Origin of the sequence: Deinococcus sp. (assembly GCF_018260405.1) — a bacterium.
Lineage (GTDB): Bacteria > Deinococcota > Deinococci > Deinococcales > Deinococcaceae > Deinococcus.
Genome location: NZ_JAGLBG010000027.1, coordinates 12,705 through 29,494, shown reverse-complemented (window position 1 = coordinate 29,494; position 16,790 = coordinate 12,705). Strand labels below are relative to the sequence as shown.

Annotated in this window: 12 protein-coding genes and 1 pseudogene; 8 read left to right on the top strand and 5 right to left on the bottom strand. The window is 64.5% G+C overall.

From position 1 onward, the window contains the following. A pseudogene (locus tag QZ269_RS05315) lies at positions 1 to 378 on the top strand (hypothetical protein); the annotation flags it as partial. A gap of 138 nt (positions 379 to 516) precedes the next feature. Then, a complete protein-coding gene (locus QZ269_RS05310) occupies positions 517 to 735 on the top strand; it encodes a hypothetical protein (protein WP_291425048.1) in 219 nt (72 codons plus the stop codon). Between the two features lie 29 nt (positions 736 to 764). Here the strand turns inward: QZ269_RS05310 and QZ269_RS05305 are convergent, their stop codons facing one another. Next, the gene (locus tag QZ269_RS05305; RefSeq protein WP_291425046.1) at positions 765 to 2,816 is read right to left on the bottom strand and encodes a thioredoxin domain-containing protein; all 2,052 of its coding nucleotides are present in this window, start codon (positions 2,814 to 2,816) and stop codon (positions 765 to 767) included. 215 nt (positions 2,817 to 3,031) lie between these two features. Here QZ269_RS05305 and QZ269_RS05300 point away from each other — a divergent pair, with 215 nt between their 5' ends. From QZ269_RS05300 to QZ269_RS05280, 5 genes are all read left to right on the top strand, one after another. After that, positions 3,032 to 3,589 (top strand): superoxide dismutase family protein, encoded by a 558-nt coding sequence (locus QZ269_RS05300; RefSeq protein WP_291425044.1) that lies wholly within the window; start codon positions 3,032 to 3,034, stop codon positions 3,587 to 3,589. 92 nt (positions 3,590 to 3,681) lie between these two features. Then, the gene (locus tag QZ269_RS05295; RefSeq protein ID WP_291425043.1) at positions 3,682 to 4,758 is read left to right on the top strand and encodes a quinone-dependent dihydroorotate dehydrogenase; all 1,077 of its coding nucleotides are present in this window, start codon (positions 3,682 to 3,684) and stop codon (positions 4,756 to 4,758) included. A gap of 266 nt (positions 4,759 to 5,024) precedes the next feature. After that, the gene (gene aroE, locus QZ269_RS05290) at positions 5,025 to 5,873 is read left to right on the top strand and encodes a shikimate dehydrogenase (protein ID WP_291425041.1); all 849 of its coding nucleotides are present in this window, start codon (positions 5,025 to 5,027) and stop codon (positions 5,871 to 5,873) included. Then, on the top strand, positions 5,870 to 9,253 hold the full coding sequence (locus QZ269_RS05285; protein ID WP_291425039.1) for a CHASE domain-containing protein: 3,384 nt from the start codon (positions 5,870 to 5,872) through the stop codon (positions 9,251 to 9,253). The genes aroE and QZ269_RS05285 overlap by 4 nt, the downstream gene beginning before the upstream one ends. Further along, entirely contained in the window at positions 9,250 to 10,455 is a 1,206-nt protein-coding gene (locus QZ269_RS05280; RefSeq protein WP_291425037.1) for a hybrid sensor histidine kinase/response regulator, read from the top strand. The genes QZ269_RS05285 and QZ269_RS05280 overlap by 4 nt, the downstream gene beginning before the upstream one ends. A 318-nt stretch (positions 10,456 to 10,773) precedes the next feature. On the opposite strand, the gene QZ269_RS05275 is transcribed toward QZ269_RS05280, so the two are convergent. Further along, positions 10,774 to 12,891 (bottom strand): 3-hydroxyacyl-CoA dehydrogenase NAD-binding domain-containing protein, encoded by a 2,118-nt coding sequence (locus QZ269_RS05275; protein ID WP_291425035.1) that lies wholly within the window; start codon positions 12,889 to 12,891, stop codon positions 10,774 to 10,776. Positions 12,892 to 13,050: 159 nt separating this feature from the next. Between QZ269_RS05275 and QZ269_RS05270 the strand changes: the two genes are divergently transcribed. Continuing rightward, positions 13,051 to 14,043 carry an NADPH:quinone oxidoreductase family protein gene (locus QZ269_RS05270; RefSeq protein ID WP_291425033.1) on the top strand — a complete coding sequence of 331 codons (993 nt, stop codon included), beginning with the start codon at positions 13,051 to 13,053 and terminating at the stop codon, positions 14,041 to 14,043. Positions 14,044 to 14,270: 227 nt separating this feature from the next. Here QZ269_RS05270 and QZ269_RS05265 read toward each other — a convergent pair whose 3' ends face one another. The 3 genes from QZ269_RS05265 to rsmA form a co-directional block, all read right to left on the bottom strand. Next, positions 14,271 to 14,702 carry a hypothetical protein gene (locus tag QZ269_RS05265; RefSeq protein ID WP_291425031.1) on the bottom strand — a complete coding sequence of 144 codons (432 nt, stop codon included), beginning with the start codon at positions 14,700 to 14,702 and terminating at the stop codon, positions 14,271 to 14,273. Positions 14,703 to 14,867: 165 nt separating this feature from the next. Further along, entirely contained in the window at positions 14,868 to 15,800 is a 933-nt protein-coding gene (locus tag QZ269_RS05260) for a carbohydrate kinase family protein (protein ID WP_291425029.1), read from the bottom strand. Between the two features lie 112 nt (positions 15,801 to 15,912). Next, a complete protein-coding gene (rsmA, locus tag QZ269_RS05255) occupies positions 15,913 to 16,758 on the bottom strand; it encodes a 16S rRNA (adenine(1518)-N(6)/adenine(1519)-N(6))-dimethyltransferase RsmA (protein WP_291425027.1) in 846 nt (281 codons plus the stop codon). Positions 16,759 to 16,790 lie beyond the last annotated feature (32 nt).

Sequence of the window (16,790 nt, the reverse complement as noted above, 5' to 3'; positions counted from 1 at the left end):
CCCGGCGCGATCACTGGGCAGGCCTTGGGCCCCGGCCATGTCGCGGGTGCTAGCCCGACAGACGCTCACGAGCAGTGGCAGGTTGTGAGTAGTGAGCCGACCAACATGGAAACGTTCGCGGAGTACGGCGAACGCTTCCAGATTGAAGAGGGCTTTCTGGACGACAAAAATGGTTTCCACGGTCTGGAGTCGTCGAAGCTGCGTGATGTCACGAGCCTGAATAGGCTCGTCATGATTTTGGCACTGGCAACGCTCTTTCTGATCACTAAAGGCGTACAGATCGTCACAGAAGGCAAACGGCGGATGGTAGACCCACCTGGCAGTGCCAGGTGGGCCAGACCCAGAACCTCTGGGAAAGCGGAAGAAGAAATTTCCTGACCCCATAACGACGCTTGAAGTCGGCTGTACACTGGTTTTACGCCCTCTCTCATAAAATTTGTCAGGCCGTCAGCCGTTCACCCTGAAGCCGGGGGCCTGGGCTTCAAGTGGGCGGGGCGGCCCTTTGGTAGTTCGGGCGTGGTAGAGATGACACAGGGCAGCGTCGCCAGCGTCAGTCTGTCTACCGCGCATGACGTGGTGCTGGAAGGACTGGGTGAGGACGGCCAGCATCCGGGGCCGCTCGCCGAAGCCTCCTGTGTGGCCGAACCCACGGCGGCGGGCTGGCTGCTCCGCCTGCATTCGCCCGCAGGTCAGGAGCTGGGGCGGGCGGTATGGCGGGTGGGCAGTGCGAGGTAAGCCTCAGCACAGTTCCTCCGCACAGTTCCTCAGCGCAGTTCGAGCGCCGCCACCTGCTCGGCCAGTACCGCCGGATCGTGGGTGGGCAACTGACAAGCGCGGTTGACGCACACATACGCTCGCCCCCCGCCGGGGCGACCTTCCAGCACGGGCAGGTCGCCCCCTTCCTGAGCCGGGGCCAGCGCCGTAAAGGGCAGAAAATGCCCGGCCAGCGCCCGCTCTAGCGGTTCGCGCTGGGTAGGGGTGCCGACAATGGCGACCTCGGTGTGCGGGGCCAGCAAAAAGGCCGTGGCCTGCCACATTCCCCCGAAGCCCCCGGCAGCGGCCAGCATGTCGCCCGAAAAGGTGTCAATGACGCGCCGGGCGGTGGTTTCTGCCTGCTCGTCGGCAAAGTAACGGTTGACCCACAGGGCCAGCAAAGTCGCGGCGGCATTGTCGCTGATTATGGCCGAGTCGAAGGCCTGCGCCTGCTGCGTTAGCAGCGTTTCGGCCTGACCGCCGGACGAGTAGAACACGCCCGCCGTTTCGTCCCAGAAGTCGCGGCGCACCGCCTGCCACAGTTCCCGCGCCCAGTGCAGGTGCTCCAAGTCCCCGCCCGCCTGATACAGCGCGACCAGCCCCAGGCCATAGATCGCGTGGTCTTCCAGCAGGCCCGTGACCCTGGCCTGACCATCTTTGAAGGTGTGGCGCAGCGTACCGTCCGGCAGGCGCAGTTCGCGGCGCACGAAGTCGGCGTTACGCCGGGCCACGTCCAGATAGTGCCCCTGGCCCAGAATTCGCGCGGCGTCGGCAAAAGCGGCCAGGGCCAGACCGTTCCACGAGGTCAGCACCTTATCGTCGGTGCCGGGCTGCGGGCGCTGCTGGCGGGCAGCCAAGAGGATCGCCCTGGCCCGCTCCAGCCGCTCCGGCACGTCGTCCCCCAGGTCGCGTTTCAGCACGTTTAGGGGCGTAGTCACGTGCAGCACATTCCGCTTGCCGTATGTGGGCTGATGCGGATCAAGAAAATGGCCCTCCTCGGTGACGCCAAAGTGCCGCAGAACAAGGTCAGTGTCTGCTTCCAGGCCCGCCCCGCTCATCACGGCGCGGATTTCGGCGGGCGTCCAGGTAAAGGTCAGGCCCTCTACGCCGCCGCGCTCGGTGTGGGTATCGGCATCCTGCGCGGAGTAAAAACCGCCCGCCGCAGAGAGCATCTCGCGCTCAAGGTAAGATAGCGTGGCGCGGGCCAGCTCAGCGTACTCAGCGTTTCCGGTGAGCTGGTAGGCGTGCAGCAGTACCCGCACCAGCTGGGCATTGTCGTACAGCATCTTCTCGAAGTGGGGCACCAGCCACTGCGCGTCGACGCTGTACCGGTGAAACCCGCCGCCCAGCTGGTCGTAAATGCCGCCTGCCGCCATCTTGCCCAGGGTGTGCAGCGCCATGTCGCGCCCGTCAGGCTGGGTCAGCAAAAAGTCCAGCGTGGTCGGCGCAGGAAACTTGGGAGCGCGGCCAAAACCGCCGAGCTGATCGTCGTATACCTGCCAGAGGTGTTGCACAGCGCGGTTCAGGGCCTCGGCGGGCAGGGCGCGGCTGGCGCGGGGCTGGCTGGCCTCCCGGATATGCTCGGTAAGCGCCTGGGCATTGCCGAGGGCCTGCTCGCGCCCCGTTTGCCAGGTATTCGAGATACTGCTCAATACGCGCATAAAACTGGGCGTTCCCATTCCCTCACGCGGCGGAAAATAGGTTCCGGCGTAAAACGGTTCGGCGTCGGGGGTCAGGAACACGGTCATCGGCCAGCCGCCCTGCCCGGTCAGCGCCTGGGTCGCGGCCATGTACACCGCGTCCACGTCGGGCCTTTCCTCGCGGTCCACCTTGACGTTCACGAAATGCTGGTTCATGAACTGCGCGGTTGGCCCGTCCTCGAAAGACTCGTGAGCCATTACGTGGCACCAGTGGCAGGTGCTGTAGCCCACTGACAGCAGCACCGGCACATCGCGCCGCCGCGCCTCAGCAAAAGCGTCCGGCGACCAGGGCCACCAGTCGACTGGGTTGTCGGCGTGTTGCAGCAGGTACGGGCTGGATTCGGCGGCCAGGCGGTTGGGCATGGGGCCAGGGTAGCGCACAGCCCGTGTGCGGCAGCACGGTATAATCGGCGTATGCCCACTGTTGGCCTGGCGCTGCGTTTGGAGTTGCGCTGTGTCTGGAGCTGCGCTGTGTCTCGCCAGACCACACAGTTCGGCTTTCGTGCGGTTGTCAGTGCTGCCCAGAAGGCTCAAAGTGAAGCGTCCTACGCCCTTATTCACCCGATGGAGGAATACCCGTGCATAGTACCCTGCATAGCCGCCTTTTTCCCGCTCTTGTCGCCGCTACTCTGAGCCTCTCGGCCTGCACCACCCTGCAAAAGGCCCCGGCAGCCACCGCCCAGCTGGTCGATTCTTCTGGCGCGGCCAGAGGCACGGCCACCTTTAGCCCTGAAGAGGCAGGCACCCGCGTACAGGTCAGGGTTAGCGGCCTGAACGCCGGAATGCACGGGATGCACATTCACGCTAACCCCGCCTGCACCAACACCACCGACGCCGAGGGCAAAGTCACTGTGTTCGGCGGGGCGGGCGGTCACTTTGACCCGGCGGGAGCAGGCCATCACGGTTCGCCGGAAAGCGGCAACAGCCAGGGGCACGGCGGCGACCTGCCCATGCTTATGGTCAACGACGACGGCACCGCGACGGCCAGTTTCCTGACCGCCAAGATCAGCCTCAGCGGGGCGAACAGCGTGATCGGGCGTAGCATCATCATTCACGCTGCCCCTGACGACTACCACACCGACCCCAGCGGCAACAGCGGCCCACGCGAACGCTGCGGCGTTATTCTCGGATCCTGATTCCGCGCCATCAGGGGGCGCTTTCAGGCGCAGGGACGCCGGAACACAGGCACAGAGTTGAGGCTGCGGCCAGAGGACCTATGCTGTAGGAGATGTACCGCCTGCTTAAGCCCCTGCTTTTTCGTCTCGACGCCGAGGACGCCCACCACCTGACGATCAGTGCCCTGCACCTTGCTTCGCGCGTTCCGGCGTGGCCGGGGGCGGCCCGCACACTCACTGCCCCCAGCGACCCGCGCCTAAGCCAGAGCCTGTGGGGGCAGACCTTCGCCTCACCCGTGGGCCTGGCCGCCGGGCTGGACAAAAACGGGGTCGCGGTGCCTGCTTTTGCGGCGCTGGGCTTTGGCTTTATCGAGGTCGGCACGGTGACGCCGCTGGCCCAGGCAGGCAATGACCGCCCCCGGCTGTTTCGCCTTCCCAGCGACACGGCCCTGATTAACCGCATGGGATTTAACAACGCCGGTGCGGCGGCGCTGCACACGCACCTGAAGGCCACTGGCTGCCCAGCGCCGGTGTGGGTCAATATCGGCAAAAACAAGCTCACCCCCAACGACGACGCCGTGCAGGACTACCTTAAGTGTGTTCGGGCCTTGCAAGACGTGGCCGACGCCTTCGTCATCAATGTCAGCAGCCCCAACACGCCCGGCCTCCGCGCCCTGCAAGCCGCCGACGACCTCCGGGCCCTGGTGCAGGCCGTGGTGCAGGAAGTCGAGGCCCAACGCGTCCGCACCCTCAGGCGCCCGCCCGTGCTGGTCAAGCTGGCCCCCGACCTGCACCCCGACGACTTCGGGGCCAGTGTCAATGCCGTGCTGGAGGGCGGTGCGGGCGGCTTGATAGTCAGCAACACGACCCTTTCACGCGAAGGGCTACAGCATCCGAATGCCCGGGAAAGCGGCGGCCTGAGCGGAAAACCCCTTACGCAGCGCAGCACCAAGCTGGTGCGGGCCGCCTACCGCCTGACGCGGGGCCAGATTCCGATTGTCGGGGTGGGCGGCATTTTTACGCCCCAGGACGCCTACGCCAAAATCCGCGCCGGGGCCAATTTGGTCGAGGTCTACAGCGCCCTGATCTACGAGGGGCCGGGGCTGGTGCGCCGCCTCAACACCGGCCTCAGCGAACTGCTGGCGCGTGACGGTTTCAGTTCGGTGGCAGACGCAGTAGGGCAGGAATAAACGCGGGAATGAACAGTGCGTGCGAACCCCAATCCGGGAGGAGGCGAGAGGTAAAAATACGGGTATCCGTGGTTCGCTGAACCTATGACCGGCAGGGGTTGCACTCGGAGCGCCCAGCGGCCTATGGCCTGGCGTCCGCTCGGGTTGAACTTTGCAAATTAGACCAGGCGGGCAGACGCTGCACAGGGGCCGCTCTACTTGGAAAACCGTTCGGAGTGGCGGGCCACAAATGGCCTAGTGGTACAAGCTGCTCTAGACTGGAGCACGTGAGTTCCACTGACGTTCCGGCGGCTTACCGCACCTACTTGTATGCCGACCCCGCCGCGCATTCGCTTTCGCCCCTGATGCACCGCGCCGCCTTTGCTGCGGCTGGTCTGCGTGGCGACTACGAGGCGGTGCGGGTGACGCCAGCCGAGCTTGCCGACCGGGTGGCCCGCCTGCGTGCGCCGGATGTCCTGGGTGCCAACCTGAGCCTGCCCCACAAGGAAACGGTTTTGCCGCTGCTCGACGACTTGACTCCGGCAGCGCGGGCCATCGGCGCGGTCAATACGGTCATTAACCGTGCGGGGCGGCTGATCGGCGACAACACCGACGCCCCCGGCCTACTGGCGGCCTTGAACGCACACGACATGCTGGCCCGCAGTGGCAGCGTGCTGATTCTGGGGGCGGGGGGCGCGGCGCGGGCCGCTGTGTACGCCGCCACCCAGCAAGGCAGGTCGGTGTATATCGTCAACCGCACGCCCGACAACGCCAGACGGTTGGCCGGGGCCTTTGCCGGAGCGCGCGCCGCACGGCTGCCAGAAGTGCCCTGGGCCGACATCAGCCTCGTTATCAACAGCAGCAGCGCTGGACTAGACGCGCCGTGGGAGACCCCCCTGCCGGAGTTCGACTTCGGACAGCTGGCGGGTACAGCCGTGTACGACATGGTGTACAAGCCCGCCCCAACCCGCCTGATACGCGACGCCCGCGCCGCCGGGCTGCGGGCCGAAAACGGTTTGGGAATGCTGGCCCACCAGGCGCGGCTGGCTTTTGAAGCCTGGACAGGGGCGCAGGTTCCTGCTGGGGTGTTCTTGCAAGCGCTCGGCGGTGAAGCGGCTGTCGGTGAACAGGCGTGACCTCTAGGCTGGGGCGCTTCAGCCACTGGCACGTGCGCTGGAGCCGGAGCCTGCCGCTGGCCGTGCTTTTGCTGGTCATGCTGCTCTCGGCGGCGCTGTCAACCATCATTTCGCATTTCACGTTGCAGCAGCAGCAGGTGCGCTTCGAGCGCGAGGTCAGCGCCCACACGACGGCCACGCAGCAGCGCCTTCTGGACTTCGACAAGCTGCTCCAGGCTACCCGCGCCTTCTGGCTGGCCAATCCGGCAGACGTGACCCCGACTGAATTTCAGCAGTTCAGTCAGGCGCTGCAACTCAGCGAGCGTTACTCCGACGTGCAGGCGCTGGGCTACGTCACCTGGCTGCCACGCGGTTCCGAGGCGACGCTGGAAACCCTGGTGGCCTCGCTGGGCCTGACCAACTACCATATTTTTCCCGCGCAGAGCGGCCAAGCCATGCGCAGCCCTATCGTCTTGATTTCGCCGCTCAATGGCAGCAATATGGCGGCCCTAGGCTACGACATGATGTCTGAACCCATCAGACGGGCCGCCATCCAACGCGCCGCCAGAGCAGACAGCTTTCAGGTCACGTCCCGTGTGCTGCTGGTTCAGACCGACCCGCAGGGCAGGCACTACCCCGGCTTCCTGATGCTGCTGCCGATCTGGCACGACAGCCCGGCAGCGCTGGCCCACTCGCACTCGCCCGAACAGCTTCAGGGCTTCATGTATCTGGCCGTGCGGGCCGACCTGTTTTTGCAATCACTCGACACGGTTTACGGCATTCCCGGCATCTCATCGCAGACGCTGCTGGGAGGCACTCCCCTGCTCGACGGCCCGGTGCCCAGCGGCAGATTTCACCAGACCGACCGGCTCAATCTGGGCGGACTGAACTGGACTATCAACTACGCCGCGCCGGAAAAGTTCGGGCAAGACATCTTTACCTGGGTTCCGCTGATGACGGTGCTAGCGGGGCTGGGGGTGGCCTTTTTGGCTTACCGCGTGATGCTGGCCCAGGTTCAGGCCCGTGAACGGGTCGAGGCGATCAACGATAGCTTGCAAGAAGCCCAGATTCAGCAGGATCAGGCCCGCGCCGAATTCGAGGCCATCTTTCAATCGATGCAGGACGCGGCGGCTTTTACCGACGAGGCCGGAAGCATCCGCATGGTCAACCGGGCCATGAACCGTCAGTTCCGCTTCCGGCGCGGGCAACTGGACGGGCAACCGCTTTCAGGGCTGCATGTGGACCGCAATCTGGACAGCCGCCGAATCTTCCAGGCCATCACCACGCCGTACCAGCGCAGCGACGGCAGCCAGTTTCAGGGCGAGGCGCAGCGCACCGAAGTGCGGGGACAGTCGGGCGAACTGCTGGGCCTGCTCGAAGTGGTTCGTGACGTGTCCGAACGGGTTCAGACCGAGCAGGCGCTGCACTCTGAACAGCGCCGTTCGCGCGACGTGCTCGACGGAATTCCGCATATTCTGTGGGTCAGCGATCCGGCGGGGCAAGTCACCTACCGCAACGCCCAGCACCGCCACCGGCTGGGGCCGGAGCACGTGCGGCAGCGGGTCAATCCAGAAGATCTGGCGACGTACACCCTGATGTGGGAAAACGCCTACAGCATGCTGACGCAGTCGTATTCCGAGGTGCGGCTGCGCGTCGGAGAGGGCAAGGACAAGCAGGGGGCCAAACTGCGCGACCGCTGGTTTGAAATCCGGGTCGCGCCGCTCCTGACGCCAGACGGGCAGGCCAGCGAGTGGGTCGCCAGCGCCACTGATATTCATGACCGCCTGCTGGCCGAGCGCCTTGCCCAGCGCAACGAGGAACGCTACCGGGGCGTGATCGAGGGGATGCCGCAGATCGTGTGGCTTACCAACCCCAAGGGCGAAGCGACCTATTTCAACAGCCGCTGGGCGGAATACGTAGGGGCAGAGCGCAGCACACAGGGCCTGATCGCCACCATACACCCGGGCGACCGCGCCGAGTACCAGTTGCGCTGGGAGCAGGCGCTGAAGGCCGGGCGCAACTTCGAGGCCGAGCACCGCCTGCTGGGAGCCGACGGCGTCTACCGCACCTTCGTGACACGTGGCCTGCCCGTGCGGGACAACCGGGGCCAGATTATCGAGTGGGTCGGCACCAGTACGGACGTTGACGCCAGCGTGTACGCCGAAAACGCTTCGCGGCTGCTGGCCGACGTGTCGAGTGAACTGACCAACCGCGTCAACGATCCGCTGGCCGCCCGAGCAGCCAAGTACGAATCGGTCCTTTCACTCATTACCCAGCGCTTCATGGTGGCCGCGACCATCTGGACCATGCCTGACTACCAGGTGCTGGTCAGGTCGCAGGTCAACGAAAAATGGTCTCTGCCGCACCTTCAGGAGACCGTCTACGAGATAGTGCGGCAGGTGGCCGAGACCGAGGAACCGGTTGTTGTGCCGGTGCACCCGCTGCTGCATGTGGTCGAGGCGTCGGGGGCCATCTGCGTGCCGCTGATCGGGCTGGACGGTAGCCTGCGGGGGGTGCTGGGGCTGGCTTACCGGCAGGAACTGCATGACCGCGACCATGAGCTGGTTGGGGAACTCAGCCAGCGCCTGGCCTCGGCCCTTGACAACGACGCCCTGCGCGACCGCGCCCAGGCCGCGCAAAATCAGTTGCAGGCCCTCAATCAGTCGCTGGAAGAGCGGGTGCAGCGCCGCACCAACGAACTGGAAGAGGCCAATAGGGAACTCGAAGCCTTTAGTTACTCGGTCAGCCACGACCTGCGTACACCGCTGCGGCACGTGGTGGGCTTCGGCGACCTGCTCAGGAAGGACGCCGCAGACACCCTGAGTCCCAAGAGCACCCGCTACCTGAACGTCATCACCGAGGCGGCGGCGCGCATGAACGTCTTGATCGACAGCCTGCTTGAATTTTCACGCATGGGCCGCATGCCGATCCGGACTGTGCCCGTGGCGCTAGGGACACTGGTTCAGACCGCCTGGGATCACCTGGAACCCGACCGTTTGCAGCGCCAGGTCAGCTTTGAACTCGGTGAACTGCCCACCATCAAAGGGGACCCGACCCTGCTTGATCTGGTCTTTCAGAACCTGCTGTCCAACGCGCTCAAGTACACCCGAACGCGTAAGCAGGCCCACATCCGGGTCAGTGGGGTGGTGCGCGGCCAGGAGGTCACAGTCCAGGTGCAAGACAACGGCGTGGGCTTCGATCCCAAATACGCGGATAAACTCTTCGGAGTGTTTCAGCGCCTGCACCGTGACGAGGAATTTGACGGCACCGGTATAGGACTGGCGAACGTGCGCCGCATCGTGCTGCGCCACGGCGGACAGGTATCGGCTGAAACCGTGCTGGGCGAGGGCGCGATCTTTTCGGTCACCCTGCCGCTGAGCGCTCGCCCGGAGGAACCATGACCATAGAACCCGTACTTTCCCTGCCCACCCTGCCCGCTCCAGGCGAGAAGATCTGCATTCTGCACCTCGAAGACAGCGAACTCGACCACGAGCTGGTGGTGCTGAATCTGGAAAGCGACCTGCCCTGGGAAGCCGAGGTCACGCGGGTGGAAGACGAGCAGGGCTTTCTCGGTGCCCTGCGGAGCAGCCCGCCACACCTGATTCTCAGCGATTTCTCGCTGCCCGCCTACGACGGCCTAAGTGCCTTTAAGGCCGCGCACAAGCTGTATCCGAACCTGCCTTTCATCATCGTGACTGGGGCGATGGGCGAGGAAGTCGCCGTAGACACGCTGCGCCAGGGCGTGACCGACTACATTCTCAAGCAGCGCCTGGAGCGCCTGCCCGCCAGCGTGCGCCGCGCCCTGGCCGAGGCCGAGGCCCGCGAGTCCCGCGAACGGGCCGAACACGAGGTTCGGGCGCTGAACGTGACCTTGCAGGCCCGCCTGACCGAAGTCGAGCGGCTACGCGGCGTGGCCGAGCGCCAGAGCCAGCGCCTGGAAGTGCAGGCCAAACAGCTTGAAGAAGCCCTGAACCTGCAAAAAACTTTTCTGGCCGAAACCAGCCACGAGCTGCGTACCCCGCTGACCTCACTGCTGGGCTACCTACGCCGCGCTGATCGGGAAGCAGGCGGCTCGCAGGTCATTCAGGACGCGCAGCGCGTCGCTGAGAACATGACCCGGCTGGTCAACGATCTGCTGCAACTTTCGCGCGGTGAACTGGTTCAGAGCGTTGAGATGCACTTTATGAATGTGGGGCGGCTGCTGGAGCAGGTCGGACGCGACTATGGCGTAGAGGTCAAGGCCAGGAGCATCGAAATCGTGGGCGATCCGGGGCGGCTCAATCAGGTATTCGCCAACCTCGTGAGCAACGCCATTCGGGTGGCAGGCAGCCCCGACAAGGTCAGGATCGAGGTAGGCGACCGCCCCGGCGAGGTCGAGGTCTGTGTGATTGACCGGGGACCGGGGGTGCCCGACCATATCAAGCCCAAGATTTTCGACAAGTTCTTCCGGGGCAAGGAAGCCGGGTCGGCGGGCCTGGGCCTGACCATCGCCCAGCAGGTCGTGACCGCGCACGGGGGCCGCATCGACGTGTCCGACACGCCCGGCGGCGGCGCGACCTTCTGCGTGCGCCTGCCGCTGCTCGACGAGGATGAAGACGAGTAATACCGGCCCGGGTTCCAGGCATGGAGTTGGCAACCCGGCGTCCTGCCGGATGGTCGCGGATTTTGCGCTGTGAACTCGCAAAGCTGCGGGCAGAATTGAGCAGAGTTCATAGAGCAGAGTTCATAGGAGGTGAGCAGGCCGCCCCCCAGAGGAAACGGCCCGCCGACCTGCTGGTCTTGCTTAGAGCATTTTGCAAAAAGATGGCGCTCTTTCGACCATCTTTTTGCCGAGTGGAACGAGTGAACAACAAAGAGCTGGACGTAGAATGAAGGAGGGCGGCGGTGTTGTTCCGACCTGCCCATCATTCGGAGAACTGCTCTAAATCGACTTGTTCGCCTTAGCCCGCTCGGCGTCGTACTGCGCGAAGGTCTTGCCCTCCTCGGCCAGTTTCTTGAGCAGCGGCGCGGGCGTTACGCCGTAGCTTTCGAGGTCTTTTACCACGTTCTTTAGGCCCTGTTCGCTGGCGTACTGCATGGGGCCACCGCGATAGGCCGGGAAGCCGTAGCCGTTGACATAGATCACGTCAATGTCACTCGAGCGCAGCGCGATGCCTTCTTCCAGAATCTTCGCGCCCTCGTTCATCAGGCCGTACGCGAGGCGCTTGGTGGCTTCTTCCTGCCCGAATTTGCGCGGCGTCACGCCCTTCTCAGCGCGGTAGTCGCTGATCATCTTCTCGGTCACAGGCGAGGGCACGGGCTTGCGGCCATCGGGGTAGTCGTAGATGCCGCCCTGCGTCTTCTGACCCTTGCGGCCCATTTCGACCAGCTTGTCGCTCCAGTCGGATTCGGGGGCAGTTCCGGCTTTCTTGGCAGCCTCGCGGCGGCTGGCGTAGCCGATGTCTAGGCCTGCCATATCGCTCATCTCGAACGGCCCCATGGGCATCCCGAGCGCGTGCATGGCGGCGTCCACGTCCTGCGGGTTCGCGCCGTGCAGCACCATGTACTGCGCCTGCTCGCGGTAAGGCACCAACATGCGGTTGCCCACAAAGCCGTTGCATACGCCCACGACCACGCCGACTTTGCCGATCTTCTTCGCCATGTCGAGGCTGGTCGCCAACACAGTTTCACTGGTCTTGTCGGCCCGCACGATCTCCAGCAGCTTCATTACGTTGGCGGGGCTGAAAAAGTGCAGCCCAATCACGCTTTCGGGGCGCTTGGTCACAGCGGCGATCTCGTTCACGTCGAGCGTGCTGGTATTGCTTGCCAGAATCGCGCCGGGCTTGGCAACCTTGTCGAGCTTGCCGAAGATGTCCTTCTTGACGTCCATGTTCTCGAACACGGCTTCGATGATCAGGTCGGCGTCCTTCAGGTCTTCCATCCTGAGGGTCGGGGTCAGCAGGGCTATCCGTTTTTCGACGTCGTCCTGCGTTATGCGGCCCTTCTTGGCAGTGTTCTCGTAGTTCTTGCGGATGGTGGCTATGCCACGGTCAAGTGCGTCCTGCTGCGTTTCCACAATGGTCACGGGAAGACCGACGTTCAGGAAGTTCATGGCGATGCCGCCGCCCATGGTGCCCGCGCCGATCACGCCGACGGACTTGATCTGGCCCACCGGAGTTTCCCTGGTGATGCCGGGAATCTTGGCGCGTTCGCGGTCGGCAAAAAACAGGTGGCGTAGCGAGCGCGATTGCGGCGAGTCCTTGGCCATCATGAACAGCCGCGCCTCGGCGGCCCATCCGTCGGTAAAGGATTTGGTGCTGGCGATTTCGGCGAGATCAACGATGTAGCCGGGGGCCAGTTGACCCTTGTGGGTGTTTTTCAGGTTGTTGCGGATGTCCATCAGCATCTTGGGGTCGACGTTTTCGACCTTGCGCTCACTGACGCGGGGCAGCGGGCGGGCGTCGGCGTGGTTGGCGGCAAACTTGACCGCCCCGGCTAGCAGGTCGCCCTCGATCAATTCGTCCACGATTCCCAGGCGGGCAGCTTCGGCGGCGTCGATGGGGTTGCCGCCTAGCATCATGACCAGGGCCTTATCTACCCCGATCAGGCGCGGCAGGCGCTGCGTGCCCCCGGCACCGGGCAGCACGCCCAGTTTGACTTCCGGCAGCCCCACTTTGGCCCCCGGCGCAGCCACGCGGTAGTTGCAGGCCAGCGCGATCTCGAAACCGCCGCCCAGCGCCGCGCCGTGAATGGCGGCCACGACGGGCTTGGGAAAGTGGTCGAGGCGCGAGATGAAGCCGCGCAGGTCAGGGGCCTGTTCACGCGGCATGTCGAAGGTCTTGATGTCGGCCCCGGCGATAAAGGTGCGTCCGCCGCCGATAATAACCACTGCCGCGACGCTGCTGTCCTTCTCGGCCACGTCCAGGCCAGCGTGAAAGCCCTCGGGCACGCCCGGAGAGAAGGCATTGACAGGCGGGTTGTTGACAGTCAGTACCAAGACGTTGCCCTGGCGGCTCTGACTGACCAGCGAAGCGGGTTGGCTCGTGGTGGGTTCGCTCATGTTCATATCTCCTTGACGTGTGCGCCGCAGCGGTCACACGGCTGAATTGATTCTTCCCGGCCATGTTTTCACGATTTGGCCTGAGTGGTCAAACACGCCCACGTTCATTGTGTCCGTGCGCGTTCACTCTGACGGCGGCGCTCGGGTATGCTGGGGGGCATGACCGACACCATGAAGCAGTTTGCAGTGACCCGCAGCGGCCCCCTGAAAGAAGTCATGACGCTGGGCGAGGTCCCTGTGCCGCAGCCCGGCCCCAGCGAAGTGCGGCTGAAGGTCGGGGCGGTGGGCATTAACTTTGCCGACGTGCTGACCGTTACGGGCGAGTACCTGACCCGCACCCGCTACCCGTACGCACCGGGCATGGAGTTTGCCGGAACCATTGACGCGCTCGGTGAGGGCGTGCAGGGCTTCAAGGTCGGGCAACTCGTGGCGTGCCTGGCGGGTAAAGGAGGGCTGGCGCAGTACGCCGTGTCGCCCGCCGCCGCGCTTGTACCGGTGCCCGAGACGTTCAGTGCGGCGCAGGCGGCGGCTTTTCCGGTGTCGTTTTTCACCGCCTACCACGCCCTCAAAACCCTCGGACGCGGCGAGGCGGGCGAGTGGGTGCTTGTGCAGGCCGCCGCCGGGGCGCTGGGCACCTCCAGCATCCAGCTTGCCAAGGCGCTCGGCATGAACGTGGTCGCGCTTGCCAGCACCGAGGAAAAGCTTAGGATCGCGCGTGACCTTGGGGCCGACGTGACCATCTTGCAAGACGACCCCGATCGGATTCAGAAGGTCAAGGACGCCACGGGCGGCCAGGGCGCGGCGCTGATTCTGGAAGTCGTGGGCGGCACACGCTTTGAGGAGAGTCTGCAAATGGCCGCCAACCGGGGCCGCATCATCGTGATCGGCAACGCCAGCCGCGAGGACGCGACCATGCGCCCGGTCGAACTGATGAAGCGCAACCTGACCATGACGGGGCTGTGGCTCACCAGCCTGATGCAAGACGCCGCAGCGACCCAGGCCGCCGCGCAGGGCCTAACGCCACTAATCGCCAGTGGCAAGGTGGCGCCGCAGGTGGGGCCGACCTATGCACTAGCCGACAGCGCCCAGGCGTTCCAGGACATCCTCGACCGCAAGACGACCGGCAAGGTGATTGTCGAGCCGCAGCGCTAGGTACAACCAAGTTTGCTTAAAGACAAACCGAGCGGACTCGTAGAGCTGCGCCGCAGAGCGAGTATGGGAAAAGGTGCGGCCCAGTGTGAGTGCCCAGTGTGAGTATAGGGATAGCCTGGTGTTTGGGTCATTCCTACACGGCAACTTGGCCGCACTTAGGCGCACAGCTCAGGGGTCAGGCGCGGCGGGAACAAAACCCCCACGGCGCGTGGCCCCCGCTTTTGACTTTAGAACGGCAACAGGCGGCGGAACCACGGAATCGCGGCCAGCAAGATGAGCAGCGCCAGCCCGCACCAGATCACGGCGGCGCGGCCTTTAGCCTGCTCGGTGGCGGCCTTGCGGCTCTGGATACTGCCCACCGTGGCGAAAATAGCCGCCAGCAGGCCCATTCCCATGTGCTCCAGGCCGAAGCTGGGGCGCACGCCGGGAAATACCGTCATGTGCTGCATACCCATCAGGGCGTACAGCCCCAGCCCCAGCACCACTTGCAGGTGCAGCGTGCCTACGAAGGTCGCCACCGGGCGGCGCTCGGACGGCGTGAACGGACGGCCCCCGCCCATAACCGAGATGTTCTGCACCACGGCCCATATCCCCGTGAGCAGAACCAGCCAGCGGTTGATGTTATGCAGGGCCAGAAGAATCGTGTACAGCGAAGCCATGGCTACAGCCTAACATGATCGGCCCGCCAGCTGAACGAGCGGTCAAATGCAGCAATTGCAGGCAATCTGCGCCGCCCCCTCAACAGCCGACGGGAGACGGGATCAAGCAAAAAATCGCCCCTAGGGACGACTTCCACTTTAATTTAACATGAAGAAACCGTGAATTTACTGCTTCAGGGCTTTTTCAAGGTCGGCGGCGGTAATTTCGCGGCTTTGCGCTCCCACGGTGGTCGAGGCGAGTGCCCCGGCAGCGTTGGCCGAGCGGGCGGCCTGGGCCAGCGCCTGGCCGTTCAAAATGGCGTGGGCAAAAGCCGCCGTAAAGGTGTCGCCCGCCCCGGTGCTGTCCACGACCGGTTTTTCGGGGGGAACGGCGTCGACAAGTTCGGTTTCTTCACGCGTCCAGACCACACTGCCCATCTTGCCGACCTTGACGATCACGCGCTGCGCCCCGGCTTTGCCCAGTTGCGTCAGCGCCGCGCTGAGGCTGCGCGTTCCGGTCAGGGCCAGCAGCTCATGCTGGTTGAGGGTCAGGTAATCGGCCCCGATCACGTCCCGCACCAGCCGGGTGCCGACCTTGTTCACGGCCCCCGTGCCGAGGTCGATAAACACTGGTACGGTTTTTTTGGCGCCTTTCGCCGCCTCGATGGCCCTGAGAGAATAGTCGCGCTGCGAACCTTCCGTGAGGCTATAGGCGCTGATAATCACCGCGTCCGCCGTTTCGATGTCCTTTTTCTTTAGCTTGCTGGGGTCCAGCAGACGGTTAACCGCCCCGTCGCTGATCATGGCGCGTTCACCGCCCGCCGTCTGCATCACCATGATGGTGCTGGTCAGGTGGTCCGGGTCGCGCTGAATGGCAGTTTCACTGACCCCGCTTTCACGCACCTGGGCCAGCGCGTAATCGGCAAAAGGATCGTTGCCCACGCGGGCGGCCAGCGTCACGGTGTGCCCGAGGCGGGCCAGCGTCACGCTGATAGTGCCGCCTGCCCCGCCAGGCTGCATGTTCAAGCGGGTCGGCGTAATCTCACTGCCAGGGGTCGGGAAGTGCTCAAGGTAGTAAAGGTGGTCAACAGTAACGTCGCCAATGACGTAGAACTTCACGGGAATTCCTCCGGGGCGTGGTAACTCTTCAGGTAGCGGTAAGCGAGCGGCAGACCAATAGGTACGCTATCTGGACAGGGAGTCAGTAGAAAAATAGCTGGGTAATACGGCTCTACCGTACCACGTTCAGAATGTGCGCCACATGAACCAATTCGTCTAGTGGTACGTCTTCGGCCCGCACATCAGGACGTAGGCCGACTTCGGAGAGCGCCGCGTCGATGGCTTCGCCCTGGTGCCCGGCCAGCCGCAGATTGTTCCGCAGGGTCTTGCGGCGGTGGTGCAGGGCAGCGTCGATAAAGGCAATCACGCGCGGGTCGGGCAGGGGACGGGTACGGTCGAAATCGAGCCGGATAACGCTGCTGGTCACGTCAGGGGCGGGCAGGAAGGCCCCTTTAGGAACGTCGCGCACATGCTTGACGGTGCCGTACATGGCAGCCAGCGCACTTAAAAAGCCGTAGGCGTCCTGACCGGGCCGGGCGGCCAGCCGCTGCCCGACTTCCTTTTGCACCAGCACGGTGGCCGATACGATCCCCGGAGCCGTCATAAAGCGCGACAGCAACACCCCGGTGATGTAGTAGGGCAGGTTGGCGATCACGCGGGTTCCGGCGGGCAGCGTGGAATAATCGAAATCGAGCGCGTCGCCCCAGATGATCTGCGCCTCGGTGTCGCCCAGCGTCTCGGCCAGCACGGGCCTGAGGCGTTCGTCTTTTTCCAGCGCCGTGACCACCGCGCCGCGCGAGGCGATCTCGCGGGTCAAGACGCCCAGGCCCGGCCCGACTTCCAGCACGGGCACGCCCAGCCCCGCGCCGCCCGCCTCGGCGATAGCCCGCAGAATGTTGCCGTCAATCAGAAAATTCTGTCCGAGGCTTTTGGTGGGGCGCAGACCGTGGCGGTCCAGCAGTTCGCGGACCCGCGCGGGCGAGTACAAAGGGGGCAGTTGGGGGGCGGCATTGGTCACGGGAAGGCTCCGGGCCTGGGAGCCAAAAGTCA